Origin of the sequence: Flavobacterium columnare (assembly GCF_014844295.1) — a bacterium.
Taxonomy (GTDB): domain Bacteria; phylum Bacteroidota; class Bacteroidia; order Flavobacteriales; family Flavobacteriaceae; genus Flavobacterium; species Flavobacterium columnare.
The window spans coordinates 1,377,067-1,398,377 of record NZ_CP054494.1 but is presented as its reverse complement, the minus strand read 5'-3'; the positions used below and the strand labels follow the sequence as shown (position 1 = coordinate 1,398,377).

21 protein-coding genes and 3 tRNA genes are annotated in these 21,311 nt (G+C 31.2%); 10 read left to right on the top strand and 14 right to left on the bottom strand.

The genetic code is table 11. The annotated features are described in order from the left end of the window. Nucleotides 1-20: 20 nt before the first annotated feature. The 5 genes from trpS (at nt 21) to HUE53_RS06165 (ending at nt 7,674) form a co-directional block, all read left to right on the top strand. Nucleotides 21-992, top strand: coding sequence for a tryptophan--tRNA ligase (gene trpS, locus HUE53_RS06185; RefSeq protein WP_014166076.1), 972 nt, complete (start codon nt 21-23; stop codon nt 990-992). A gap of 334 nt (nt 993-1,326) precedes the next feature. Further along, nucleotides 1,327-2,109: a DUF3108 domain-containing protein gene (locus HUE53_RS06180; RefSeq protein ID WP_014166077.1), complete on the top strand. Its 783-nt coding sequence runs from the start codon at nt 1,327-1,329 to the stop codon at nt 2,107-2,109. Between the two features lie 4 nt (nt 2,110-2,113). After that, nucleotides 2,114-3,037 carry a tryptophan 2,3-dioxygenase family protein gene (locus tag HUE53_RS06175; RefSeq protein ID WP_014166078.1) on the top strand — a complete coding sequence of 308 codons (924 nt, stop codon included), beginning with the start codon at nt 2,114-2,116 and terminating at the stop codon, nt 3,035-3,037. Nucleotides 3,038-3,109: 72 nt separating this feature from the next. Beyond that, on the top strand, nt 3,110-4,750 hold the full coding sequence (gene pgi, locus HUE53_RS06170) for a glucose-6-phosphate isomerase (protein ID WP_192188786.1): 1,641 nt from the start codon (nt 3,110-3,112) through the stop codon (nt 4,748-4,750). A 176-nt stretch (nt 4,751-4,926) separates the two neighbouring features. After that, nucleotides 4,927-7,674: a TonB-dependent receptor gene (locus HUE53_RS06165; protein ID WP_192188785.1), complete on the top strand. Its 2,748-nt coding sequence runs from the start codon at nt 4,927-4,929 to the stop codon at nt 7,672-7,674. Between the two features lie 345 nt (nt 7,675-8,019). On the opposite strand, the gene HUE53_RS06160 is transcribed toward HUE53_RS06165, so the two are convergent. The 7 genes from HUE53_RS06160 to ruvC all read right to left on the bottom strand — a co-directional run bounded on the left by HUE53_RS06160 (nt 8,020) and on the right by ruvC (nt 13,211). Then, a complete protein-coding gene (locus HUE53_RS06160) occupies nt 8,020-8,385 on the bottom strand; it encodes an MmcQ/YjbR family DNA-binding protein (protein WP_014166081.1) in 366 nt (121 codons plus the stop codon). A 357-nt stretch (nt 8,386-8,742) separates the two neighbouring features. Beyond that, a complete protein-coding gene (locus HUE53_RS06155) occupies nt 8,743-9,660 on the bottom strand; it encodes an ISAon1 family transposase (RefSeq protein WP_225556192.1) in 918 nt (305 codons plus the stop codon). A 34-nt stretch (nt 9,661-9,694) separates the two neighbouring features. Then, nucleotides 9,695-10,078 (bottom strand): ISAon1 family transposase N-terminal region protein, encoded by a 384-nt coding sequence (locus HUE53_RS06150; protein ID WP_014165862.1) that lies wholly within the window; start codon nt 10,076-10,078, stop codon nt 9,695-9,697. Then, nucleotides 10,079-10,432 carry a GNAT family N-acetyltransferase gene (locus HUE53_RS06145; protein ID WP_192188784.1) on the bottom strand — a complete coding sequence of 118 codons (354 nt, stop codon included), beginning with the start codon at nt 10,430-10,432 and terminating at the stop codon, nt 10,079-10,081. Nucleotides 10,433-10,438: 6 nt separating this feature from the next. Further along, entirely contained in the window at nt 10,439-11,224 is a 786-nt protein-coding gene (locus tag HUE53_RS06140; RefSeq protein ID WP_014166083.1) for a cyclase family protein, read from the bottom strand. A 63-nt stretch (nt 11,225-11,287) separates the two neighbouring features. Next, entirely contained in the window at nt 11,288-12,436 is a 1,149-nt protein-coding gene (gene hemW / locus HUE53_RS06135; RefSeq protein ID WP_014166084.1) for a radical SAM family heme chaperone HemW, read from the bottom strand. A gap of 223 nt (nt 12,437-12,659) precedes the next feature. After that, nucleotides 12,660-13,211, bottom strand: coding sequence for a crossover junction endodeoxyribonuclease RuvC (gene ruvC, locus HUE53_RS06130; RefSeq protein WP_192188783.1), 552 nt, complete (start codon nt 13,209-13,211; stop codon nt 12,660-12,662). 54 nt (nt 13,212-13,265) lie between these two features. Here ruvC and HUE53_RS06125 point away from each other — a divergent pair, with 54 nt between their 5' ends. Both HUE53_RS06125 and HUE53_RS06120 read left to right on the top strand, forming a co-directional pair. Next, the gene (locus HUE53_RS06125; RefSeq protein ID WP_014166086.1) at nt 13,266-14,219 is read left to right on the top strand and encodes a lysylphosphatidylglycerol synthase transmembrane domain-containing protein; all 954 of its coding nucleotides are present in this window, start codon (nt 13,266-13,268) and stop codon (nt 14,217-14,219) included. Between the two features lie 2 nt (nt 14,220-14,221). Beyond that, on the top strand, nt 14,222-15,331 hold the full coding sequence (locus HUE53_RS06120) for a glycosyltransferase (RefSeq protein WP_192188782.1): 1,110 nt from the start codon (nt 14,222-14,224) through the stop codon (nt 15,329-15,331). Between the two features lie 4 nt (nt 15,332-15,335). On the opposite strand, the gene HUE53_RS06115 is transcribed toward HUE53_RS06120, so the two are convergent. Further along, entirely contained in the window at nt 15,336-15,812 is a 477-nt protein-coding gene (locus tag HUE53_RS06115) for a hypothetical protein (RefSeq protein ID WP_014166088.1), read from the bottom strand. Nucleotides 15,813-15,867: 55 nt separating this feature from the next. On the opposite strand from HUE53_RS06115, the gene HUE53_RS06110 reads away from it, so the two are divergent. Further along, the gene (locus HUE53_RS06110; protein ID WP_014166089.1) at nt 15,868-16,368 is read left to right on the top strand and encodes a DUF456 domain-containing protein; all 501 of its coding nucleotides are present in this window, start codon (nt 15,868-15,870) and stop codon (nt 16,366-16,368) included. Between the two features lie 168 nt (nt 16,369-16,536). Here HUE53_RS06110 and pth read toward each other — a convergent pair whose 3' ends face one another. The 3 genes from pth to HUE53_RS06095 all read right to left on the bottom strand — a co-directional run bounded on the left by pth (nt 16,537) and on the right by HUE53_RS06095 (nt 18,781). After that, nucleotides 16,537-17,103, bottom strand: a complete 567-nt coding sequence (gene pth / locus HUE53_RS06105; RefSeq protein ID WP_014166090.1) for an aminoacyl-tRNA hydrolase — start codon at nt 17,101-17,103, stop codon at nt 16,537-16,539. 97 nt (nt 17,104-17,200) lie between these two features. Continuing rightward, nucleotides 17,201-17,809: a 50S ribosomal protein L25/general stress protein Ctc gene (locus HUE53_RS06100; RefSeq protein ID WP_014166091.1), complete on the bottom strand. Its 609-nt coding sequence runs from the start codon at nt 17,807-17,809 to the stop codon at nt 17,201-17,203. A 30-nt stretch (nt 17,810-17,839) separates the two neighbouring features. Continuing rightward, nucleotides 17,840-18,781, bottom strand: coding sequence for a ribose-phosphate pyrophosphokinase (locus tag HUE53_RS06095; RefSeq protein WP_014166092.1), 942 nt, complete (start codon nt 18,779-18,781; stop codon nt 17,840-17,842). Between the two features lie 213 nt (nt 18,782-18,994). On the opposite strand from HUE53_RS06095, the gene HUE53_RS06090 reads away from it, so the two are divergent. Next, nucleotides 18,995-19,074 (top strand) — tRNA-Leu (locus tag HUE53_RS06090). Between the two features lie 654 nt (nt 19,075-19,728). Here the strand turns inward: HUE53_RS06090 and HUE53_RS06085 are convergent. The 3 genes from HUE53_RS06085 to HUE53_RS06075 form a co-directional block, all read right to left on the bottom strand. Then, complete coding sequence (locus HUE53_RS06085; protein WP_014166093.1) at nt 19,729-20,634, bottom strand: DUF3078 domain-containing protein; 906 nt, start codon at nt 20,632-20,634, stop codon at nt 19,729-19,731. Nucleotides 20,635-20,700: 66 nt separating this feature from the next. Beyond that, nucleotides 20,701-20,774, bottom strand: a tRNA-Ala gene (locus HUE53_RS06080). A 66-nt stretch (nt 20,775-20,840) separates the two neighbouring features. Beyond that, nucleotides 20,841-20,917, bottom strand: a tRNA-Ala gene (locus tag HUE53_RS06075). Nucleotides 20,918-20,975: 58 nt separating this feature from the next. On the opposite strand from HUE53_RS06075, the gene HUE53_RS06070 reads away from it, so the two are divergent. Next, the gene (locus HUE53_RS06070; protein WP_014166094.1) at nt 20,976-21,308 is read left to right on the top strand and encodes a 2Fe-2S iron-sulfur cluster-binding family protein; all 333 of its coding nucleotides are present in this window, start codon (nt 20,976-20,978) and stop codon (nt 21,306-21,308) included. Nucleotides 21,309-21,311: the final 3 nt, after the last annotated feature.

Sequence of the window (21,311 nt, the reverse complement as noted above, 5' to 3'; positions counted from 1 at the left end):
ATATCATTTTTAAAAATATAATGGCAAAAATATTAACTGGAGTGCAAAGCACAGGAACTCCACATTTAGGAAACCTTTTAGGCGCAATCATACCTGCCATAAAAATGGCCAACCAGCCTGAAAATCAATCTTTTTTATTTATAGCAGATTTGCATTCTGTAACACAAATAAAAGAAGGGGGCGTTTTAAAAAATAATACATACAGTACAGCTGCTGCTTGGTTGGCTTGTGGTTTAGATATTAATAAAGTAATTTTTTATCGTCAGAGCGATGTTCCTCAAGTTGCAGAATTAACTTGGTATTTAAGCTGTTTTTTCCCTTTTCAAAGATTAACTCTAGCTCATTCATTTAAAGATAAAGCAGATAGACTGGAAGATGTAAATGCGGGGTTGTTTACCTATCCCATGCTAATGGCTGCTGATATTTTAGCGTATGATGCGGAAATTGTTCCTGTAGGAAAGGATCAATTACAACATCTGGAAATTACGCGTGATGTAGCTTCGCGTTTTAATCATCAAATGGGAGAAACTTTTGTTTTACCACAAGCTAAAACGGAGGAGGACTCTATGTTGATTCCTGGTACTGATGGTGAGAAAATGAGTAAATCAAGAAATAATACGATTAATATCTTTTTAGATGACAAGGCTTTGTTGAAACAAATCAAAACGATTCAAACAGATAGTACACCTCTCGAAGAACCCAAAAATCCAGATACTTGTAATGTTTTTGCATTATATAAGTTAATTGCTACAGAAGAACAGACGGTTGCCTTAAGAGATAAGTATTTGGCTGGTAATTTTGGTTTTGGGCATGCTAAACAAGCTTTATATGATTTAATTGTTCAACGTTTTGCTATTGAAAGGGAACGTTATAATTATTATATGAATAACTTAATAGAGCTAGATAGCGTACTACACGAGGGAGCAGAAAAGGCATCAATAATAGCTAATGACGTTATAAAAAGGGTTCGAACGAAATTAGGTTTTGAATAATTAATGAGAAAAATAATTTATTTTGAAAAACACAATTAAGAACACCTTTTCGATGAATAATATTTAAAAATAAACCTTAAAAAAGTCTTAATTTTGATAAAAATTTGTTAAAATTGCTTTTTCTTTGTGTTTTTTGTAAATAATCAACCTATCTTTGTCTTATGAATTTGAGGGGTGGTTCCCTCTGAACTTAATAAATTTTCATAATTTATAGTTTTTTGGTTGGTTAATAACATAAAAACTCAGTCATTTCCTGATTGGGTTTTTTTGTTTTTTTATTACTTTTGGAACGAAAATTGTACAGTTTGAATTTCCAAACGATCCATACATAAAAATGAAAAAAAGTATTCTACTATTTCTAACCGTTTTAGGTTTATCGTCGTCTCAGATTTTAGCACAAAAAAAGGAAGCTTTTGATGTAGGTGAATGGCTAAAGTTTAGGATTCATTATGGTATAGTAAATGCAGGTTATGCAACTTTAGAGTTAAAAGAAGCAATAAGAAATAATAGAAAATGTTTTTATGCAGTAGGACACGGATATACAACTGGAATGTCCCGTTTCTTTTTTAAAGTGGAAGACCATTATCAAAGCATCTTCGATCAGGAAACAAACAAACCATATCAATATGTTAGAAAAATCGATGAAGGAGGGTATACCAAAGATCAAGAAGGTTTTTTTAATCAAACAAAACATACAATCCTAGTAAAAGATTATAAAAATAAAACAGAAAAAAATTTATCTGTTACAGAAAACGTACAAGATATTGTTTCTTCATTTTATTACTTACGAAACCATCCTAAAGCAAGTGAACTAGCTGTAGGAGAATCAATAATTATTGATATGTTTTTTGATGACGAAATTTATAAATTTAAAATGCGTTTCTTAGGTAGAGAAACAATTAATACAAAATTTGGTAATGTCAAAGCATTGATTTTTAAACCATTGGTTCAGCATGGTAGGGTTTTTAAAGAAGAAGAGAGTCTAACCGTATGGGTAAGTGATGATGAGAATAAAATACCATTACGAATTAAAGCAAGTCTAGCAGTGGGTTCTTTAAAAGCCGATTTAGATAGCTTTAAAGGACTTAAAAAACCTTTTTTAGTTTTAAAAAATTAATAGAATGAATGATTATTCTAATCTAGTAGATAAAATAGATCAAAAATACCAGTCTCTAGATCAAAAAACAGAAGCCTACTTAGAAGGGCTTCTTTGGTCTAAACCTATTACATACTGGGATTATATTCAGACAGATGCTTTGTTAAGTCTTCAAAATCAGCGTACTATATTTCCAGATGAAAATGTGTTTATCATGTATCATCAAATAAATGAACTTTTATTTAAAATGATTTTATGGGAAATAAAACAAGTTTCTTACGCTCAAAAACTAACAACAGAATTCTTTACGGATAGACTTATGCGCATCAGTCGGTATTTTGATATGTTAACCACATCATTTACAATAATGGGAGAAGGAATGGAAGTAGAACAATACATGAAATTCCGTCATACACTAACTCCAGCCAGTGGTTTTCAGAGCGCACAGTATCGTATGATAGAATTTTGTTCGACCGATTTAATCAACTTAATTGATTATCGTTATAGAACAACTATTGATAGAAATACTTCTTATCATCATGCTTTTGAACATTTGTATTGGCAAGCTGCGGGAAAGAATTACGAAACAGGTGAAAAATCGTATTTTTTAAAACAATTTGAAGAAAGATATAAAAAAGAATTTCTTCAAATTATGGAAGAATATAATACCATTAATCTATGGCGTAAGTTTAAAGAATTACCTGTTGAAGATCAGCAAAATACAGAATTAATTAATGCTATGCGTCATTACGATTATACCGTAAACATTACTTGGGTTATGGGACATTATCGTGCTGCTCAAAAATATATAGATAATGGGAAAGGGAATGGAGAAGCAACTGGCGGTAGTGATTGGAAAAAATACATGCACCCACGTTATCAGCGCCGTATATTCTTCCCTGAATTATGGTCTGAAGAAGAACTAAAAAATTGGGGAGAGCAAGTATAATAAAATCAGTTGATTTTTTAAACCCCAACTCATAATTGTAAATTCAATTTAAAAATATAACCTAGTAAAAATATGACCTTCCCCTCTGTAAATCCTACAAAAACAAATGCTTGGAATAAGTTAAAAGAACATTTTATTGATGTGAAAGGTATTTCTATGCAAGAAATGTTTAAAAATGATAATCAAAGAGCCGAAAGATTTCATATAGAATGGGATCATTTTCTTTTAGATTATTCTAAAAATAGAATTAATGATACCACATTGTCATTATTATTAGAATTAGCACAAGAATGTTCGTTGAAAGACGCAATTGATTCGCAATTTTTAGGGGAAAAAATAAACAAAACTGAAAACCGAGCGGTCTTACACACTGCTCTTAGATCCCCTAAAACAGATCAACTATATTTAGATAATCAAGATGTTATTCAAGATGTATGGGCGATAAAAGGAAAAATAAAACAATTTTCACAGGAAATAATTTTTGGAGAAAGAAAAGGATACAATGGTAAGCCATTTACGGATATTGTAAATATAGGAATTGGCGGTTCCGATCTGGGACCTGCTATGGTAACAGAAGCTTTGTCTTATTATAAAAATCATCTTAATCTTCATTTTATTTCCAATATAGATGGAGATCATTCAGCTGAAATTTTAAATAATTTAAATCCCGAAACCACCTTATTTATTATTGTTTCTAAAACATTTACAACGCAAGAAACACTTAGCAATGCTCTTGTCGCTAAAAAATGGTTTTTGGAAAATGCAGAAGAAAAATTCATACGGAACCATTTTGTAGCAGTTTCAAGTGAAATAAAAAAAACAGTAGAATTTGGGATAGATCCCGATGCTATTTTTCCCATTTGGGACTGGGTAGGAGGGCGATTTTCCTTATGGGGAGCGGTAGGTCTTTCCATTGCCTTAGCCATAGGGTATGATCAGTACGATCAATTGTTATCAGGCGCTTACAAGATGGATTTGCATTTTAAAAATGCACCTTTTAACGAAAATATACCAGTTATTATGGGACTTTTAAGTATTTGGTATAATAATTTTTTTGATGCGGAAACGGAAGCTATTATTCCTTATGCTCAATATTTACAAAAATTAACGCCTTATCTCCAACAAGGAATTATGGAAAGTAATGGCAAAAATATAAGCCGTCTAGGAGTTCCTGTAAACTATCAAACAGGAACCATAATTTGGGGTGAGCCAGGAACAAATTCGCAACATGCTTTTTTTCAACTCATACACCAAGGAACTAAAATAATTCCAACTGATTTTATAGGTTTTAAAAAGTCATTACATGGTAATGTAGAGCATCATCAAAAACTTATGGCCAATTTCTTTGCTCAGACAGAAGCTTTACTGAATGGGAAAAATGAAGAGCAAATATTAAAAGAATTTGCTAAAAACAACGTAGATCAAAGCAGGCAACAAGAATTATTACCCTATAAGGTGTTTGAAGGAAATAAACCCACGAATACTCTTTTAATAGATCAACTTACGCCTGAAACATTAGGAAGCTTAATTGCATTATACGAACACAAAATATTTGTACAAGGAATTATCTGGAATATTTTTAGTTATGATCAATGGGGTGTAGAATTAGGAAAAGAGTTGGCTAACAAAATTTTAGAAGAATTTGACACAAACGATTTTGGATGCCATGATTCTTCTACTTCGTTTTTGTTGAATAAATTCGTAAAACAATAATTTTTTTAGAATAAAACCTTATAAAATTATATAAAATGTGATTTTATAACTAAAAAAAAGTAATATTCATTTATCTGTGTGTTAAAGTTTTTTTAAAAATTAACATTATCTTAACATTAGCTAGTTAAATATGTTTCAATTTTGTACTATCACTTTTAAATCTAAAAACACAACAAATGAAGAACATGAAAAATTGGGTTTTAGTGACTATGATGTTCGTTTCTGCTTCCTTTTTTGCACAAAACAAGATCATGGGAACTATCCAAGATGAGACTGGAGTACTACCAGGTGCAAACGTTGCCCTTGAAGGTACAAGGCAAAGCGTATCATCAGCTTTTGATGGTGGATTTTTAATAGAAACTAAGAGTACAAAAGGAAATTTATTAATTACTTATTTAGGTTTTGAGACAAAAAAAGTTCCTTTTACAGTTTCTAATGGAAAAGCTGATTTAGGAATCATACTACTAAAAGATAAAGGGAACGTATTAGGAGAAGTTGTAATTAAATCTACAGTAGTAGATGTTGCAAAAGATCGTAAGACACCTGTAGCCGTTTCTACAATAAAAGCGGCTGAAATTAGAGAAAAATTAGGAACAAAAGAGTTTCCTGAGATCTTGGCTACTACGCCATCTGTATATGCAACAAAAACAGGAGGTGGTTATGGTGATTCTCGTGTAAATATTCGTGGGTTTGACCAAAAAAATATTGCTGTTATGATAAACGGTGTGCCAGTAAATGATATGGAAAATGGTTCCGTTTTCTGGAGTAATTGGGCTGGTTTATCAGATGTGACTACTGCCATGCAAGTACAAAGAGGTTTGGGATCTTCAAAATTAGCCATCTCTTCTGTAGGAGGTACTATTAATGTTGTTACCCGAACATCAGATGCTAAAAAAGGAGGAACTTTATCGGCAACCATTGCTAACAATGATCATATAAAAACATTGGCATCTTATTCTACAGGTAAATTAGAAAATGGATTGTCAGCTTCTGTTTTACTAAGTAGTACGCAAGGAAATGGGTATGTTAATGGGACTAAATATTTTGGCCAAAACTATTTTATAGGTTTAGGGTACGATATTAATGAAAAACACAGTCTACAATTTACATTTACGGGAGCTCCACAATGGCATAACCAAAGAAGTTTTGCAAATACTATTGCTGATTATATCAAATATGGTTCAAATGGAGAACCTAATATAAAATACAATTCAGATTGGGGGTACTTAAATGGGCAAGAATATTCTTGGGCTACAAATTATTATCATAAACCAGTAGCTTCGCTTAATTATGATGTTAAATTTAATGACAAAACAAGATTATCGTCTATCTTTTATGGTTCATGGGGGCGTGGAGCAGGTTCAGGATTTACAGGTAAGACACCTGTAACGTTTAAAACAGCAAGTGGTTTAGTGCCGTTTAATGATTTTGTGGCTTTTAATAGAGGGGAATATGTTCCTTCTAGGGGAGAGTCTGTAACGCCAATAACAGGAGCGCAAGTTTTACCTACTTCAAATGGTCTATATTTAACGGATAGAACGACAGGATTTACAAAAAGAGCTAATATAAATTCACATGATTGGTACGGTGCAATTATAAACTTGAATACTAAATTAAGTAAAACTTTAACTTTAGATTTTGGTGTAGATGCAAGAACCTATATTGGTTACCATTTTAGAAATGTAGTCGATTTATTAGGTGCAGACGGTTTTAAAGATAATAGAGATATAAATAATCCTAACAGAGTCTTATTTGAAACATACTCAGCAAAGCCTTCTTTTAATCCTTGGAGTAATGTGCAAAATCAAGAAAGAATTGAGTATAATAATAATGGACATGTTAGATGGTATGGCGCATTCACACAGTTAGAGTATTCAAATGATAGATTAACAGCCTTTTTTCAAGGAGCAGTATCACAACAAGGTTTTAAACGTGTAGATACATTTACATATAAAGAATCGGATCCTTTGTATTCAACAGATTACAAAAATTTGATAGGAGGCAATATTAAAGGAGGTGTGAATTTTAATATTAATGAAAAAATGAACGTTTTTGCTAACGGTGGGTATTATTCAAAACAACCTTTCTTTAATGCAGTTTATCCGAACAATCTATCAGTACTTGCTGGAAACCTTATAAATGAAAAAATATTAGGGATAGAAGGAGGATATGGTTTTAAATCTGCTATTTTTAATGCTAATTTAAATGTTTATTATACAAGTTGGAAGGATCGTTTCCAAAGACAATCTGATTCAGACGCTACAAATGTAGGAGGGTATTATAATTTTAGTGGTATTCAACAAGTACATAAAGGTATTGAGCTAGAAACAAGTATAAGACCAACGGATAAGTTAACGATTAATTTAATGGGGTCTATCGGTGATTGGAAATATAAGGATAATGTTACAAGTGATCGTTTTGATGCTAATAATAATCAAATTTCTGGAGGAAAACCTGAAACATTGTATTTAGATAATTTAAAAGTAGGAGATGTAGCCCAAACTACGGCTAGTGTAGGTGTAAATTATGAAATACTAAAGGGATTAAAACTAGATGCTACCTACTTATATGTAGATAAGTTATATGCTAGTATAGATCCAACGAAATTTAAAGAAGCAACTAACAAAGGAACATTACAACTACCTAGCTATGGATTGTTAGATGCAGGTTTTTCATTCAAAACCTACAGAGTAAAAGAGTCTAATGATTATTTTAATTTTAGAGTTAATATAAACAACGTTTTAAATACAGTTTATATTTCTGAATCTAGAAGTAATATCTTTGCTGATGATCAAGTAGCCAATGCTCCAGCTGGAACTACCTATGCAAGTGCAAATCGCTTGTATAAAGGATTAGCTGATGCAAATCAAGTTTTCTTTGGTTTCGGTAGAACATGGAATTTTACATTCTCTTATAACTTCTAATAGGTTATATTATTTATAAAATATAAGCCGCCTTAAAATACATTATTCCCAAATAACTCTTGGTGAAGTGTATTTTAAGGCGGCTTTTTTTATTTTATATGCTTAACAATAAAGACGGATTTGGTTTTATCTCTTTTGTAGTAGGTACTATGAAGGTGTAAGATACTTAAGAGAATACTACAAATAAAGAGAAGTTTAGTATAAGAAAAGAGGCAAAAGAATAGAAAAGAAAATTTTAAATAAGTCAAAAAACTTTTTTGATTTAAACGTTGAATCAATGGCTGTATTTTGGGTGATATGAGTCCAATCGGTATCTAATAAAACAGAATAATGCGATCAAAACTATTAAAAAGTTGAAATTTCTACTTGTGTTTTTTGACTTAAACTTTTAAATACTAAATCATAAGAATGATTAATGAGATCTAATAACATTTTATCAGAAACATCATTATGGCATTTAATCGTATTCCAATGTTTTTTATTCATGTGATAGCCTGGTAATACGGCATCATACTCAGCACGTAATTGTTCGGCTCTTTCGGGATTACATTTTAAGTTGATAGATGGTGTTTCTTTTTCCCATCCTTGTAAAGAAGTCAAACAAAATATTTTCCCACCTATTTTAAACACCAAGGTGTCTTTGTCAAAAGGGAAATGTTCGGTTACTCCTTTTTTTGATAAGCAAAAATCGTAAAGTTGTTGTATGTCCATTTTTATTTTTTTAAACCCAGATTATACGTTAGACTTTCTGATGAAGATAAAAAGGGCAAATCAAGTAAAAATACATAAAAATTTTTACTACAGCTGTAGTTTTCTCACATTGATGACAAAAAATGGAGTGCTTTTTTAGATTCAAAGTCATTTTTATTTGTAATAAATTTCTAATCCATAATATGAATTAAAAGAAATGAGTTTATAATTTCTGGTTATATCTTATTTACGTTATTATTTTTTCCATCATTCGTTCAGGTGAAGCAAGCTGTTTAAAACCAAATTTTTTATATAAAAAATGAGCATCTCTGGTAGCTAAACGCCAGATTTTTACGGCTCAGATTAATTTTTTGGGGATTAAGCAAAAAGTTTCTCCATTCTAAAGAGGAAGAATTTAGTATCCACCACACCTCTTTGATTAGCTCTAAAGAGTTTTATTTTTGAGTTAAAGGATTCAGCATTTGCGTTTGTATGTCTTTTTACGAAGAAGTTTGCAATTGTTTCCAAATGATAATTTAAACTATTGGCAACGGTATTAAAGACAGTCATTTTTAATTCTTTGGTTTTGGATATCCAATTCAATATTTTTTGTTTAGCCTCTTCTTTTGAGGTGTATTCATAAATATTTCTAAACTCTTGGGTGTGTTTATATGCCTGATGTATTAGAGGATAATGTTGGAACAATATTTGGGCTCGCACTTTTTGGGTTTCTGTCCATTGGTTGGGTTTCTTGGCAATGATATAACGACATCGAGCCAATAGTTGTTTGGGTGTGTCTTGGTTTTCAAAAGTTATTGGAATGTATTTTATTGCTTGCTCCTTTGCTTTTTTGATAGCTTGATTCTCTTTTTCAATCTCCTCCCAGCGATATTTTATCCTTAAATGCTGGAGAGCTTCCATTACCAACTTTACCACATGGAAACGGTCTGTGACAAGGTAACTTTCAGGAAAACACATTCTTGATGCTGATTGCATATTGTTTGCCATATCAAGTGTTATCGATTTTACTTGTTTTCTATGCGAAAGTGGAATTTTAGTAACCACATCAATAATGTCCTGACTTTTGGTGCCTTTTATAACCGCCACTAAGGATTTCTTTTTGCCTCTTCCTTGTTTATTGGTTACAAAAGTATAAAGTTCACCTTTTGACAAACTTACTTCATCAATACTTAAATTCTCCCCAATATTTTCGGGGTAAATCAGATAATTTTCGGCATGTTCTAACTGTTTCCAACTTGTAAAACCACTGATTCTTTTTTTGTAATGTCTTCGCAGTAAATCAGCTTTAATGCCATAATAACTGGCAATGTTACTTATCGTATCTTCTCGGGTCTCTACCTGTACCTTTTAAAAAATCCGAAAGTTCAACAGTTAATTTGGAACCTTCTGCAATAAAAGAATAATCGCTTTTAATTTCTGACTTATCTACTGTATTTCGCCACCTACGTCTTCTGATACCTAAATAAACAGCCTTTCCTCGTATTGGAAAATCTTGTATCAAAGTACGCTCACAAAAGCCTTTTGACTCATATTCCTCTGAAATGAAACCTTCGGGAATAATGTTCTTTTCATCAAGATAGATATAAAAGCAATCCTTTTTTGTTTGAATATCTCCTAATTCTATAAAATCAACAATATCAAAATGACATAATAATTCTTCGGGTAGAAAAGCAGAAAGTATCGAAAAATCCATTTACTTTTTTTGTCGCAATTTACAATTACTCCCCATATTTTTTATGTGAGCCATTTTTACTTCTTGTAAACTGGATTCCTCTAACAAAGCCTTTATTAAAACTGAAGAGTACCCATTGCCACGATAATCTGGGGCTAGAAAAACATCCATTACATAAGCAAAGACTACATAATCTGTAATAACTCTAGCAAAACCAATTTGTTTTTCATCCAGATACAAACCAAAGCATACGGAAGTATCTATGGTTTTTTGCACTTCTTCTATTGTTCGTGGTGCTGACCAATAAATGTCTTTTAAGAAGTGTTGGATAAACAGAATATCTAATCTAAGTTTGTCGGTTGAAACTTCTAGCATTTTAGGTTATTTAAAAGGATCTTTAGCGTATAAAACTGGTTTACTAGGGCTGGCATCGTTTTCAAAAGAAACGGTTTGTAAATTTAATAAATAGGTTCCATCAACAATTGTGTCGTCAACAAAAATCATTTCAGTAATTGTACAGTCTAAGCGAGCATCTGAATTTAATTGATTACTGTCTTTTACATTCCAAAATGCTTTATGTGCTAAGAGCTTACCCTGATCATTTTCTCTATCTATACTAGGGAGGTCAACTAATAAGTGTTTGATACCTAGTTCACGTAGATAAATAGCAGCCTCTTCTGTTAGATAAGGAGGATTGGTATGCGAATAGTTTTTTGATTTTTTATCAATGGTATTAGGTAAAGTGCGTATTACTAATGCTTGAATGGAGTTGTATGATTTTTCCCATTCGGTTGTAGTAGCCCGTTTATTTTCTAATATTTTTTTTGTAATAACCAAATCGCCTTCTATTTGTTCAGGTTGCACCGTAATTACCTCAGTTACAAAAAAGAATTCTTTTAAACACTGATTGATGCTATAGGTTTGTTTGGTAATATGACCTAAACATTCGGTGTGTGTGCCATGTCCGTGTGGGTTAAAAGAAATAGTATTGAAATTAATTGCACTTCCTTCAGAAACTTTTCCTACCCAGTCTCCGAAACGAACAGGTTCTATTACGGGTTTTTCTATATACCAAGCAATCGGGTTTGTTTCGGTATTGCTTAATGGAATGGAAATATCATAGGGTTTTGATATATCAAAAGTAAGGTGGTTTATTTTTAAAATCATTTTGAGACAATTATCATAAAGAATTCCACAAGCCACACAAAATGGGGTAGACTTTATGTTTTTTTAGTGTCCTTTATGAGGACTCAAATTTAAAAAAAATAAGTCTGAAGCAATCCCATCACAAAAAAATTTCCCCTTTCGAGTAGTTCTTAAAATATTGTTGCTTACCTCTAATTGCTTGTTATTTATAAAAGGTTGTGCATTTTTTATCAAATATTCAAGATAGTTGTTTCCAAACTCTTCTTTAATACGTTCTAAAGAAACCCCCCAAATAGTTCGCAATCCAGTCATGATGTATTCATTGTAACGATCAGTTAATGTGAGAGTTTCTACTTCGCTTGGTAAGATATCTTTTTGTATAGATTTTATGTAAAGAGGATTGTTAGCAATATTCCAACTTCGATTGATCCCATCATAACTATGTGCTGATGGTCCTATTCCAATGTATTTTTGGCCTAACCAGTACGCTGAGTTGTTTTTAGAAAAATAGTTTTCTTTTCCAAAATTAGACAGTTCGTAATGCACAAAACCATTTTTGGCTAGTGTATCAACTAATATTAAAAACTGTTCATGAGCTACTGCTTCATCTATAGATGGAACTTTTCCTGTTTGAATAAACTTTTGTAATGCTGTTTTGGGTTCTACAGTTAGAGCATAACTGGAAATGTGTGAGATTCCTAAATTGAGTAACGTTTGAATATTATTTAGCCACATTTCATTTGTAAGTCCAGGAATACCATAAATTAAATCTACTGAAATATTATCAAAATAATGGGTTGCTAGTTCTAAACATTCTTTTGCTTCATTAGCATTATGTGCTCGATTCATCAGTTGTAAATCTGTTTCACGAAAAGATTGTACACCTATACTTAGCCTATTTATTTTAATATTTGCCCATTCAATTATTGTATTTTGCTTTAAATCGTCAGGATTTGCTTCAAGAGTAATTTCTGGATTATCAACTACCTTGTAGTTTTTGTAAATTTCGTTAATCAAAAAATTTATATCTTCAATTTGTAATATAGAAGGAGTTCCTCCTCCAAAATAAATAGTTTCTACTACCTCATTTTGGAATTCTTTTTTTCGCATAACGATTTCTTTTGCCAATGCTTGTACCATTTCATCTTTTTTCTTTAATGAAGTCGAAAAGTGAAAATCGCAATAATGACAAGCTTGTTTGCAAAAAGGGATGTGAATATAGATACCGCTCATTTTAATGTCTTTCAATCAAACGATTCGTTTTTAGATTACCATATATAATGCTCATTATCAATTTTTTTTATGTTTTTCATTTCAAATGAAGAGCATTTAAAAAATCTAATAATTTCAATGTTTTATTAACGCTTTTAAGCTATATAGATTTTGTGTTTAATATACTCATAAAACTTTAAAATAGATTAGGGTGGTTTTTTAAAAGAGGAATATTAAAGGGCTTTTATTTAATTCTTGATTCGTTTTGTTTAATAAAAGCTTCCCATCCACTGTATTGTTGTCCTAATTCGATTCGTCCAGAATTAAAAAAATGGCAAACGGCTGCTGCTAAACCATCCGTAGAATCTAGGTTTTTGGGGAGTTCTTTTAGTTTTAAAAGTTGTTGAAGCATCTTAGCTACTTGTTCTTTACTGGCGTTACCATTTCCTGTAATTGCCATTTTTATTTTTTTAGGTTCATATTCGGTTATAGGGATTTGACGAGATAGACCAGCAGCCATAGCTACTCCTTGTGCACGTCCTAATTTTAGCATTGATTGTACGTTTTTGCCAAAAAAAGGAGCTTCAATAGCAATTTCATCAGGAGTATAAGTATCTATGAGTTCTATAGTGCGTTCAAAAATTTTTTGAAGTTTTATATAATGATTGTCGTATTTACTCAATAATAATTCATTGAGTTGGATAAATTCCATTTTTTTATTGATTACTTTAATCAATCCAAAACCCATAATGGAAGTTCCTGGGTCAATGCCTAAAATTATTCTTTCGTTTACCAAATTTTTTGTTTCAAGTTTCAAATTTCAAGTTCAAAGTTTTGTTACTTTGCTCCAATGCAAGAAATATTCAACAAAGCTAAACAATTCTTGACACTTCTGCTTAAACTAATGATAGTGGGAGGTGCTTTTTATTTTATATATAAAAAATTGTCAAGTGAATCTGTTATGGATTTTGATCGGTTTAAAAATCAAATCCTCTCGAAACAACCTGGGTATGCCATTGTTTTTATTTTGTTCTTGTCTGTTTTGAACCGTTTTTTTGAAATTTTAAAATGGCAAAATTTGACTCAAGAAATAAAAACTCTTTCCATAGCAGAATCTACTAAACAGGTTTTAGGAGCTTTAACTTTGGCTTTATTTACTCCTAATGGTATAGGAGAATATGCGGGAAAAGCATTGTTTTTCAAAAAGAATCAAGCTAAAAAAGTTATTTTCCTAAATCTGATTTGTAATGGAGTTCAACTGCTTTTAACTGTTTTTTTTGGAGTATTAGGATTGTTGTATTTTAATATTCATTTTCAAATTATAAATTTTAAAGAGGGGTTTATTATTATAGGGATCTTAGTTTTCTTGATTGTAGTTATCATAGTACTAAAAAGAGTCAAGATCGGAAAATATTCAGTTGAAAAACTTATCCATACGATTAATGCGATTCCTAAAAAAAGACATCAAAAAAATATTCTTTTAGGCGTTTTACGTTATTTAACATTTTCGCATCAATATTACTTTCTATTTCTGATGTTTGGAGTTGACTTGCCTTATTTACTTTTAATGAGTGTAATTGCATCGGTCTATTTTTTAGCATCGTCATTGCCCTCTTTTCAATTTTTAGATTTTGCAATAAAAGGAAGTGTTGCTGTTTTTTTCTTTGGGTTATTAAAGGTTAACGAATGGGTTGTGCTTTTTATTAGTACTTTAATGTGGGGATTAAATACTGTTTTGCCTGTAATTATAGGAAGTTATTTTGTGCTAAATTTTAAATTAGTAAAACCACAAATAGAAGAATAAAAATGGAAGTTTTTATATTGATTGTTTATTTAGTTTTAATCGGATATAGTGTCAATATTCTTTGGTTATGTATAGGTTTTACCAAGGTTAGAATTTTTTCGTACAAGGAAGTTTATCCTACAACTAAATTTTCAATAATTGTTCCTTTTCGAAATGAAAATAAAAATTTACCTAATTTGTTGGCTTCTTTTGAAAGATTAAATTATCCCAGCCATTTATTTGAAGTAATTTTGGTAGATGATGATTCTGATGATCGATTTGAAATTCCAGATTCCAGATTCCAGATTACTCTAATGAATACTATTAGAAAAACGAATTCTCCCAAGAAAGATGCTATTAATAGTGCTATTCCAATCGTACAAAACAATTGGGTTATAACTACGGATGCTGATTGTACAGTAAATAAAAAATGGTTGAGTATTTATGATGCTTTTATTCAGGAAAAGACACCTAAAATGATAGCTTCTGGAGTGTTATTTAGTCCTGTTAAGAGTTTTTTACAAAATTTTCAGTTTTTAGATTTGTTAAGTTTACAAGGAACCACTATAGGAAGCTTTGGTAATTGTCAAGCCTTTATGTGTAATGGAGCTAATCTTTGTTATCAAAAAACTTTTTTTGAGGAATTAAGAGGATTTGAAGGTAATGACGAGATAGCTAGTGGAGATGATGTTTTTTTGCTTCAAAAAGCCGTTCAAAAAGATCCTAAAAAGGTCTATTTTCTTAAAAATACATTGGCAACAGTTTGTACAAAACCTGAAAATTCATTTAAAAAACTCTTGAATCAACGAGTTAGATGGGCGAGTAAGATAGCTAATTATCAATCTATTTATAGTAAGCAATTGGGGCTTTTTGTTTTTTTAATGAATTTTTCTTTGATATTACTTGCTTGTGGTTTTCTTTTCCTAAATTTTGAAGGACAACTCTTGCTTATGGTCTTTGCTATCAAATTTTTGGTTGATTATATTCTTTTTAGAATGTCTTCTGAGTACTTTGGAAAATCATTAAAATATTTAATTCTTTCAACTATTTTATATGCTTTTTTTAGCTCATTCGTTGTAATTTATTCTTTATTTGGTAAATACGATTGGAAAGGCAGAACTTTTATGAAATGAAAAATTATTTGATTTTAATTGGAATGAAAAATTCTGATTTTACTTTCATTCCTCTTTTAATTGCTGGTTCAATAGTCGGGAAATTAATTAATTTAGAACGTAAAATACTATCTGTATATTCAGGATCAAGCGCGCTAGAAGGGAGAATCGTTGAAAAATCTACTTTTGAATCAGGATGAATTATAATTCTTATTTTTAAAGAGTCTAGTCTAGGTAATAATTTTCTAACGGTGTCTGTTGCTATTTTTTCATAAATATTCTTTGTCAATACTTGAAAAAAACATTCTTTCTTTAATTCTTTATCAGTTATAGATTCACATTCCGTTATAGAAGGATACTCATCTACGGTATTCCAATTTATTTTACTTAATTCTTTTTTTAAAAGATCCTCTTTGTTAGGTTCTTTTTTTTCGAAGTATTGACAGCTTACTACAGAAAAAAAAGCGATCAATAAGAGTAAGTTACTTTTTATTAGTTTCATTGTGTTAATTTTTTTTAATATTTATATTTATAAGACAAAAGTAACAAAATATTCTATGGATTTAGTATTGGTAATTATTGGTTTTTTGTGCATTTTAATAGGAATAATAGGTAGTGTTTTACCAGCTCTACCAGGACCTGGTTTGAGTTGGGTAGGGATGTTACTCTTGTATCTTACCAAGACCATTCCTAATAATTATTGGTTTTTAGGCACCACATTATTCATTACTATAGTGATCATAGTTCTTGATTATTTTATTCCAGCGCAGGGAACTAAGCGTTTAGGGGGCTCTAAATATGGTGTGTGGGGAACTAATATAGGGTTAATTATTGGTCTTTTTATGCCTCCTATTGGTTTTTTGATAGGCCCTTTTTTGGGGGCTTATTTAGGGGAATTGTATTTTGAGAATCAAAATCACTCAAGAGCATTTAAAGCAGCCTTAGGAGCATTTATAGGTTTTCTTACTTCTACTGTAATAAAATTAATTGTTTGTGTGGCTTATTTAGGATGGTTTATTTATCTTTTTTGGATTTATAAAAAACAGTTAGTGTTATAAAAAATAATAACAATTATTTTGTTTTATAAGTGTGAAAAAACTCGTCTTAATCTTTAAAAGTCGTTCTGATGTAGTATACGTTTTGTGTCCTCGTATAATTTAGTACTAAAAAGAATAATCGGATAGTCTCATTGTATTAAATTCTTTTAACGGATTGTATTTTAAAAATTATTTACCATTAAATGTTGTCATGGCGTTTTCTAGTCCTGCCAAAACAAAAGATTCAATAGCAGCAATAGACTGTTCTAAACGTTCTGTTAATTTTGCTTTTTCTATTTCGTCCCATTCACCTAATACATAATCCACTTGTTTTCCTTTTTTGAAATCATCGCTTATTCCAAAACGAAATCTTGGGTAATCTGTTGAGTTAAGCAATAATTGTATGTTTTTTAATCCATTATGCCCACCATCACTACCTTTCGGTTTAATGCGTAGAGTTCCAAAAGGTAAATTTAAGTCATCTGTAATTACAAGTATATTTTCTTTGTTAATTTTTTCTTTATCCATCCAATATTGAACGGCTTTGCCACTTAAGTTCATATAGGTATTTGGTTTTAGTAAAAATAAGGTTTTTCCCTTTAATTTTATTTCTGCCATTGCGCCCAGTTTTACGGTAGTAAACTCAGCGTTGTGTTTTTTAGCTAAAAAATCAACGACTTTAAAACCTATGTTATGACGGGTGTTAATATATTCTGCACCTATGTTGCCTAAGCCTATTATTAAAAATTTTTTCATCGGATAATGCCTAACTATATTTATTTGTAAAAAAGGGGGATGACTAATAAAAAAGTGCCCACAATTGTGAGCACTTTTGCAAAATATTTTAAGAAAATTATTTTTTCTTTCCTTTTGCTCCTTTTTCTGCTTTTGCAGCCTCTTGAGCAGCTTTCATTGCAGCACGTGAAATTCTTACTTGACATACTACAGTATTGTCTGGGTGTAAAAATTTGTAAGTATCTGTATAAAGTTTAGTAATATATAATTTATTACCCATTTCTAATTCAGAAATGTCTGTTTCGATAAAGTCAGGTAAATTAGCTGGTAAAGCTTTAACTTTTAATTTACGTTGGTTAAGACGTAATACACCACCAGCCATAACACCTTTAGAGTTACCAACAATCTTCACAGGAATTTCCATAGTAACTTCTTTGTTTTCAAATAATTGATAGAAGTCAATATGTAAAACTTTATCTGTTACTGGGTGGAACTGGATGTCTTGTAATACAGCATTAAAAGTTTTTCCATTCTCTAACTCAATCACAACTGTGTGAGCATTAGGAGTGTAAACCAAGTTTTTAAACGCTTTTTCTTCAGCTGCGAAGTGTACTGGTTGATCTCCTCCGTATAACACGCAAGGAACCATTCCAGCATTACGTAAGGCTTTAGTAGATACTTTACCCACGCTTTCTCTTTCAGATCCTTTAATTGTAATTGATTTCATTTAAAAAAATATAAAAATTAATAATATAATTTACATAATAAATTTGCTGCTTATTGAATTGTTGTAATGTACCATGCGCATTACATCAGCAAACAATTCAGCACAACTTACGACTCTTATTTTTGTTGATTCTCTTTTAAGCGGTATCGAATCCGTTACGATCAACTCTGTTAGGCTTGAGTTTTCTATTTTATCTATTGCATTGCCAGACAAAATAGCATGAGTACAAATAGCACGTACACTCAAAGCTCCTTTTTCTAGCATTAGATCAGCCGCTTTGGCAAGTGTACCTCCTGTATCGACCATGTCATCAACAAGAATTACATTTCGCCCTTTTACTTCACCTATCAACTCCATTGATTCAATCACATTCGCTGCTTTTCTTTGCTTATAGCAAATTACTACATCTGAACTTAGAAACTTAGAGTAAGCATAAGCTCTTTTTGACCCTCCCATATCGGGAGATGCTATTGTTAAATTTTCTAAACCTAATGATTGAACATACGGTAAGAAAATTGTAGAAGCAAATAAATGATCTACTGGTTTTTCGAAGAAACCTTGAATCTGATCAGCATGTAAATCCATTGTCATGATCCGCGTAGCTCCTGCACTTTCAAGCAATTTTGCTACCAATTTGGCTCCTATGGGAACTCTTGGTTTGTCTTTTCGATCTTGTCGAGCCCAACCAAAATAAGGAATTACTGCTGTTATGTGTCTTGCTGAAGCCCTTTTAGCGGCATCAATCATTAGTAAGAGTTCCATTAAATTGTCTGAACTCGGAAATGTAGAACACACAATGAACACTCGTAATCCTCTTATTGATTCCTCAAAAGAAGGCTGAAATTCACCATCACTATAATGTGAGAACGTTACTTTTCCTAGCTCTACACCGTATTTCTTGGCGATTTTCTCGGCTAAGAATACACTTTTCGAAGAAGCAAATATTTTTGCTTCCGGCTCTAAATGTGGCATTAGGTTATTTTTTTTATATCAATTAAACTATTTTTTTTGAAGCTTTTTAAAGAAACAAAAATAACAATTCATTTGATTGTAGTTAGTTATGTGTTGTGTTGCTTTTAACGCGTTGCAAATTTAGAAATTAAAATCAACTTGAAAACATATTTTTTAATATTTTTTTATGATTATTAATTTTTTTTTCTACATTTGCACTCACAATTCAGCAACGCCCGGATGGCGGAATTGGTAGACGCGCACGACTCAAACTCGTGTTCTACGGAGTGTGGGTTCGATTCCCACTCCGGGTACTGGCTAAAAATGACTCTAAAAGAGGCTGTCCTTGTTTTTTGGATAGCCTCTTTTTATTTGAAAAAAACACTCGATTTCAAGGATCAAGAACAAAAGGGATCAAGTCAAAAGCTTGTGAATTTTGTTAAATTTATATCTATTTATGTGTTGTATATGAGTGATTTATAAATATTTCAATCTATTTGGTCTTTTTTAAGCCGGATTACACATTAGAATTTATTACAGATAAAAAATGATTTTTAATCTGAAAGAGCAATCCATTTTTTTGTCTTAAACGTAGCAAAACTATATCCGTGGGGAAACAAAAATTGTGTGTTTCCCTTTTTACTCTTTTTCTCTTCATCAGAAAGTTTAATACCATTTAAGCTTAAAATATACTGGATTAAAAAGTAAAGTTCTCAATACGCTTTTTTTAAACAACTCGAACAGATGGTTGAGTTATATAATTGAAATCATCGTTAGTTCGAGCGCGAAGCGCATCGAGAACCAGCGCTAATTTTTGTTGCTTTTATAGATGTACTATTTTTAAAAAGAAAATTCAAAGTTTAAATGGTATAACACGTAATTTGGGTTTGAAATTTTAAATAGGATCAAAATTATATCAAATAAGGAATGATCTATATGTTAATTTTATAAAGGAATTATTCTTTTGGTTAAAAAGAATAATTCAATCCGATTCCAATTAATTGTTTAAATTGTATCTTAGGTCCAGAAGTGATTAATTGGCCGTTTGTTTCGTTTTTAGTTTTGACATCATCATCATATAATAAATTTGTGTTAACGTTTGCGGAAACGTATTTGTTTACGATAAAGTCAAATTGTAATAGCCAGTTTATGTCTATATTACCAAAATTGTTTAAATAGTCCGTGTAAAGAGTTACTCTGTTTTCTAGATAAATATTTTGGTATATTTCATCTTTGTGAAAAGTTGTTATGAGTGTCCCGATTTCATTTCGGTATTTTTTTCCTTTCTCTACCCCAAAAGCACCTTCGTTTGCTAATTCAGTATTAAATACGAAAGTAGATTTTTGAGTTAGAGGAGATAGGTATATTTTAAGGTTTTGTTCTTTATTAATATATTCCGTACCAATGCCAATAAATAGATAGGCTGGAGCAAAGAAACTAGAAATAGGTTTCTCAAAATTAGGATGTTTATAGCCGTTTGTAAATTGGGTGTTGAAATTTAATTTAGCTGAATAATGCCAGTCAGATATTGTGTCTTTTTTAAAACCAAAAGTTGAATTGAACAGAAAGACATCTTCTGTTTTTCTTATTTCATAACCGTCTTGTTTGTTTATGCCATAACGAAATAATAGCTCGTTGTGCCATTTTATATTTTTATGTTGAAAAATTCTTTTAAAGTCTCCTTTGAGTAAGCCAGAGACAGAGTTGTTTCCTCCAGCATTCCAGTTAATAAAGCTTATTTGATTGATTTCTAAAGATACTTTGTTTTGTTGTTTCCAGTGTGTGATGGTGTCAGGAAGGGTGGTTGTGATTTTTTGAGGATAAGCTTTTAAAAGGTAAAATAAAAATAAAATAAGTAGGGGATTATTTTTCATTTTATTAAGAGATAAAAAAAACGTCTCATTAGAGACGTTATTGGTTTTTGGTTTTGGTTAATTTAGTGGAGAATATCGGAGTCGAACCGATGACCTCCTGCGTGCAAGGCAGGCGCTCTAGCCAGCTGAGCTAATCCCCCAACATTTTTCAAATGTATTAGTTTTTTTCTTTTTTTTAAAAATATTTTTTAAAAAAGTTAAAGTTCTGGTGGAGAATACCGGAGTCGAACCGGTTGCCTCTACGCTGCCAGCGTAGCGCTCTAGCCAAATGAGCTAATCCCCCAAAATTTTTCCAAATTTAATATATTTCTCGAAATATCTTTATTTTTGTGAAAAAAAATATGTCTTTAGATATTATAATAAAAATAACGGATAGAGAAGGTGTGGTTCATGAAGTGCAAGCGCCAACGGATATGAATATGAATATTATGGAGTTGGTTCGCGTGTATGAATTGGCACCAGAAGGGACTATTGGTATTTGCGGTGGAATGGCTATGTGTGCTTCTTGTCAATGTTATGTGTTAAATGATGTTGAATTGCCTGAAAAGAATCCCGATGAAGATGCAATGCTTTGGGAAGCCTTGAATGTAAAAGAAAACAGTCGTTTAGGTTGTCAGATTTTAATAACTCCTGAAATAGATGGACTGGCAATAGAGTTAGCTCCAACTGAGTAACTA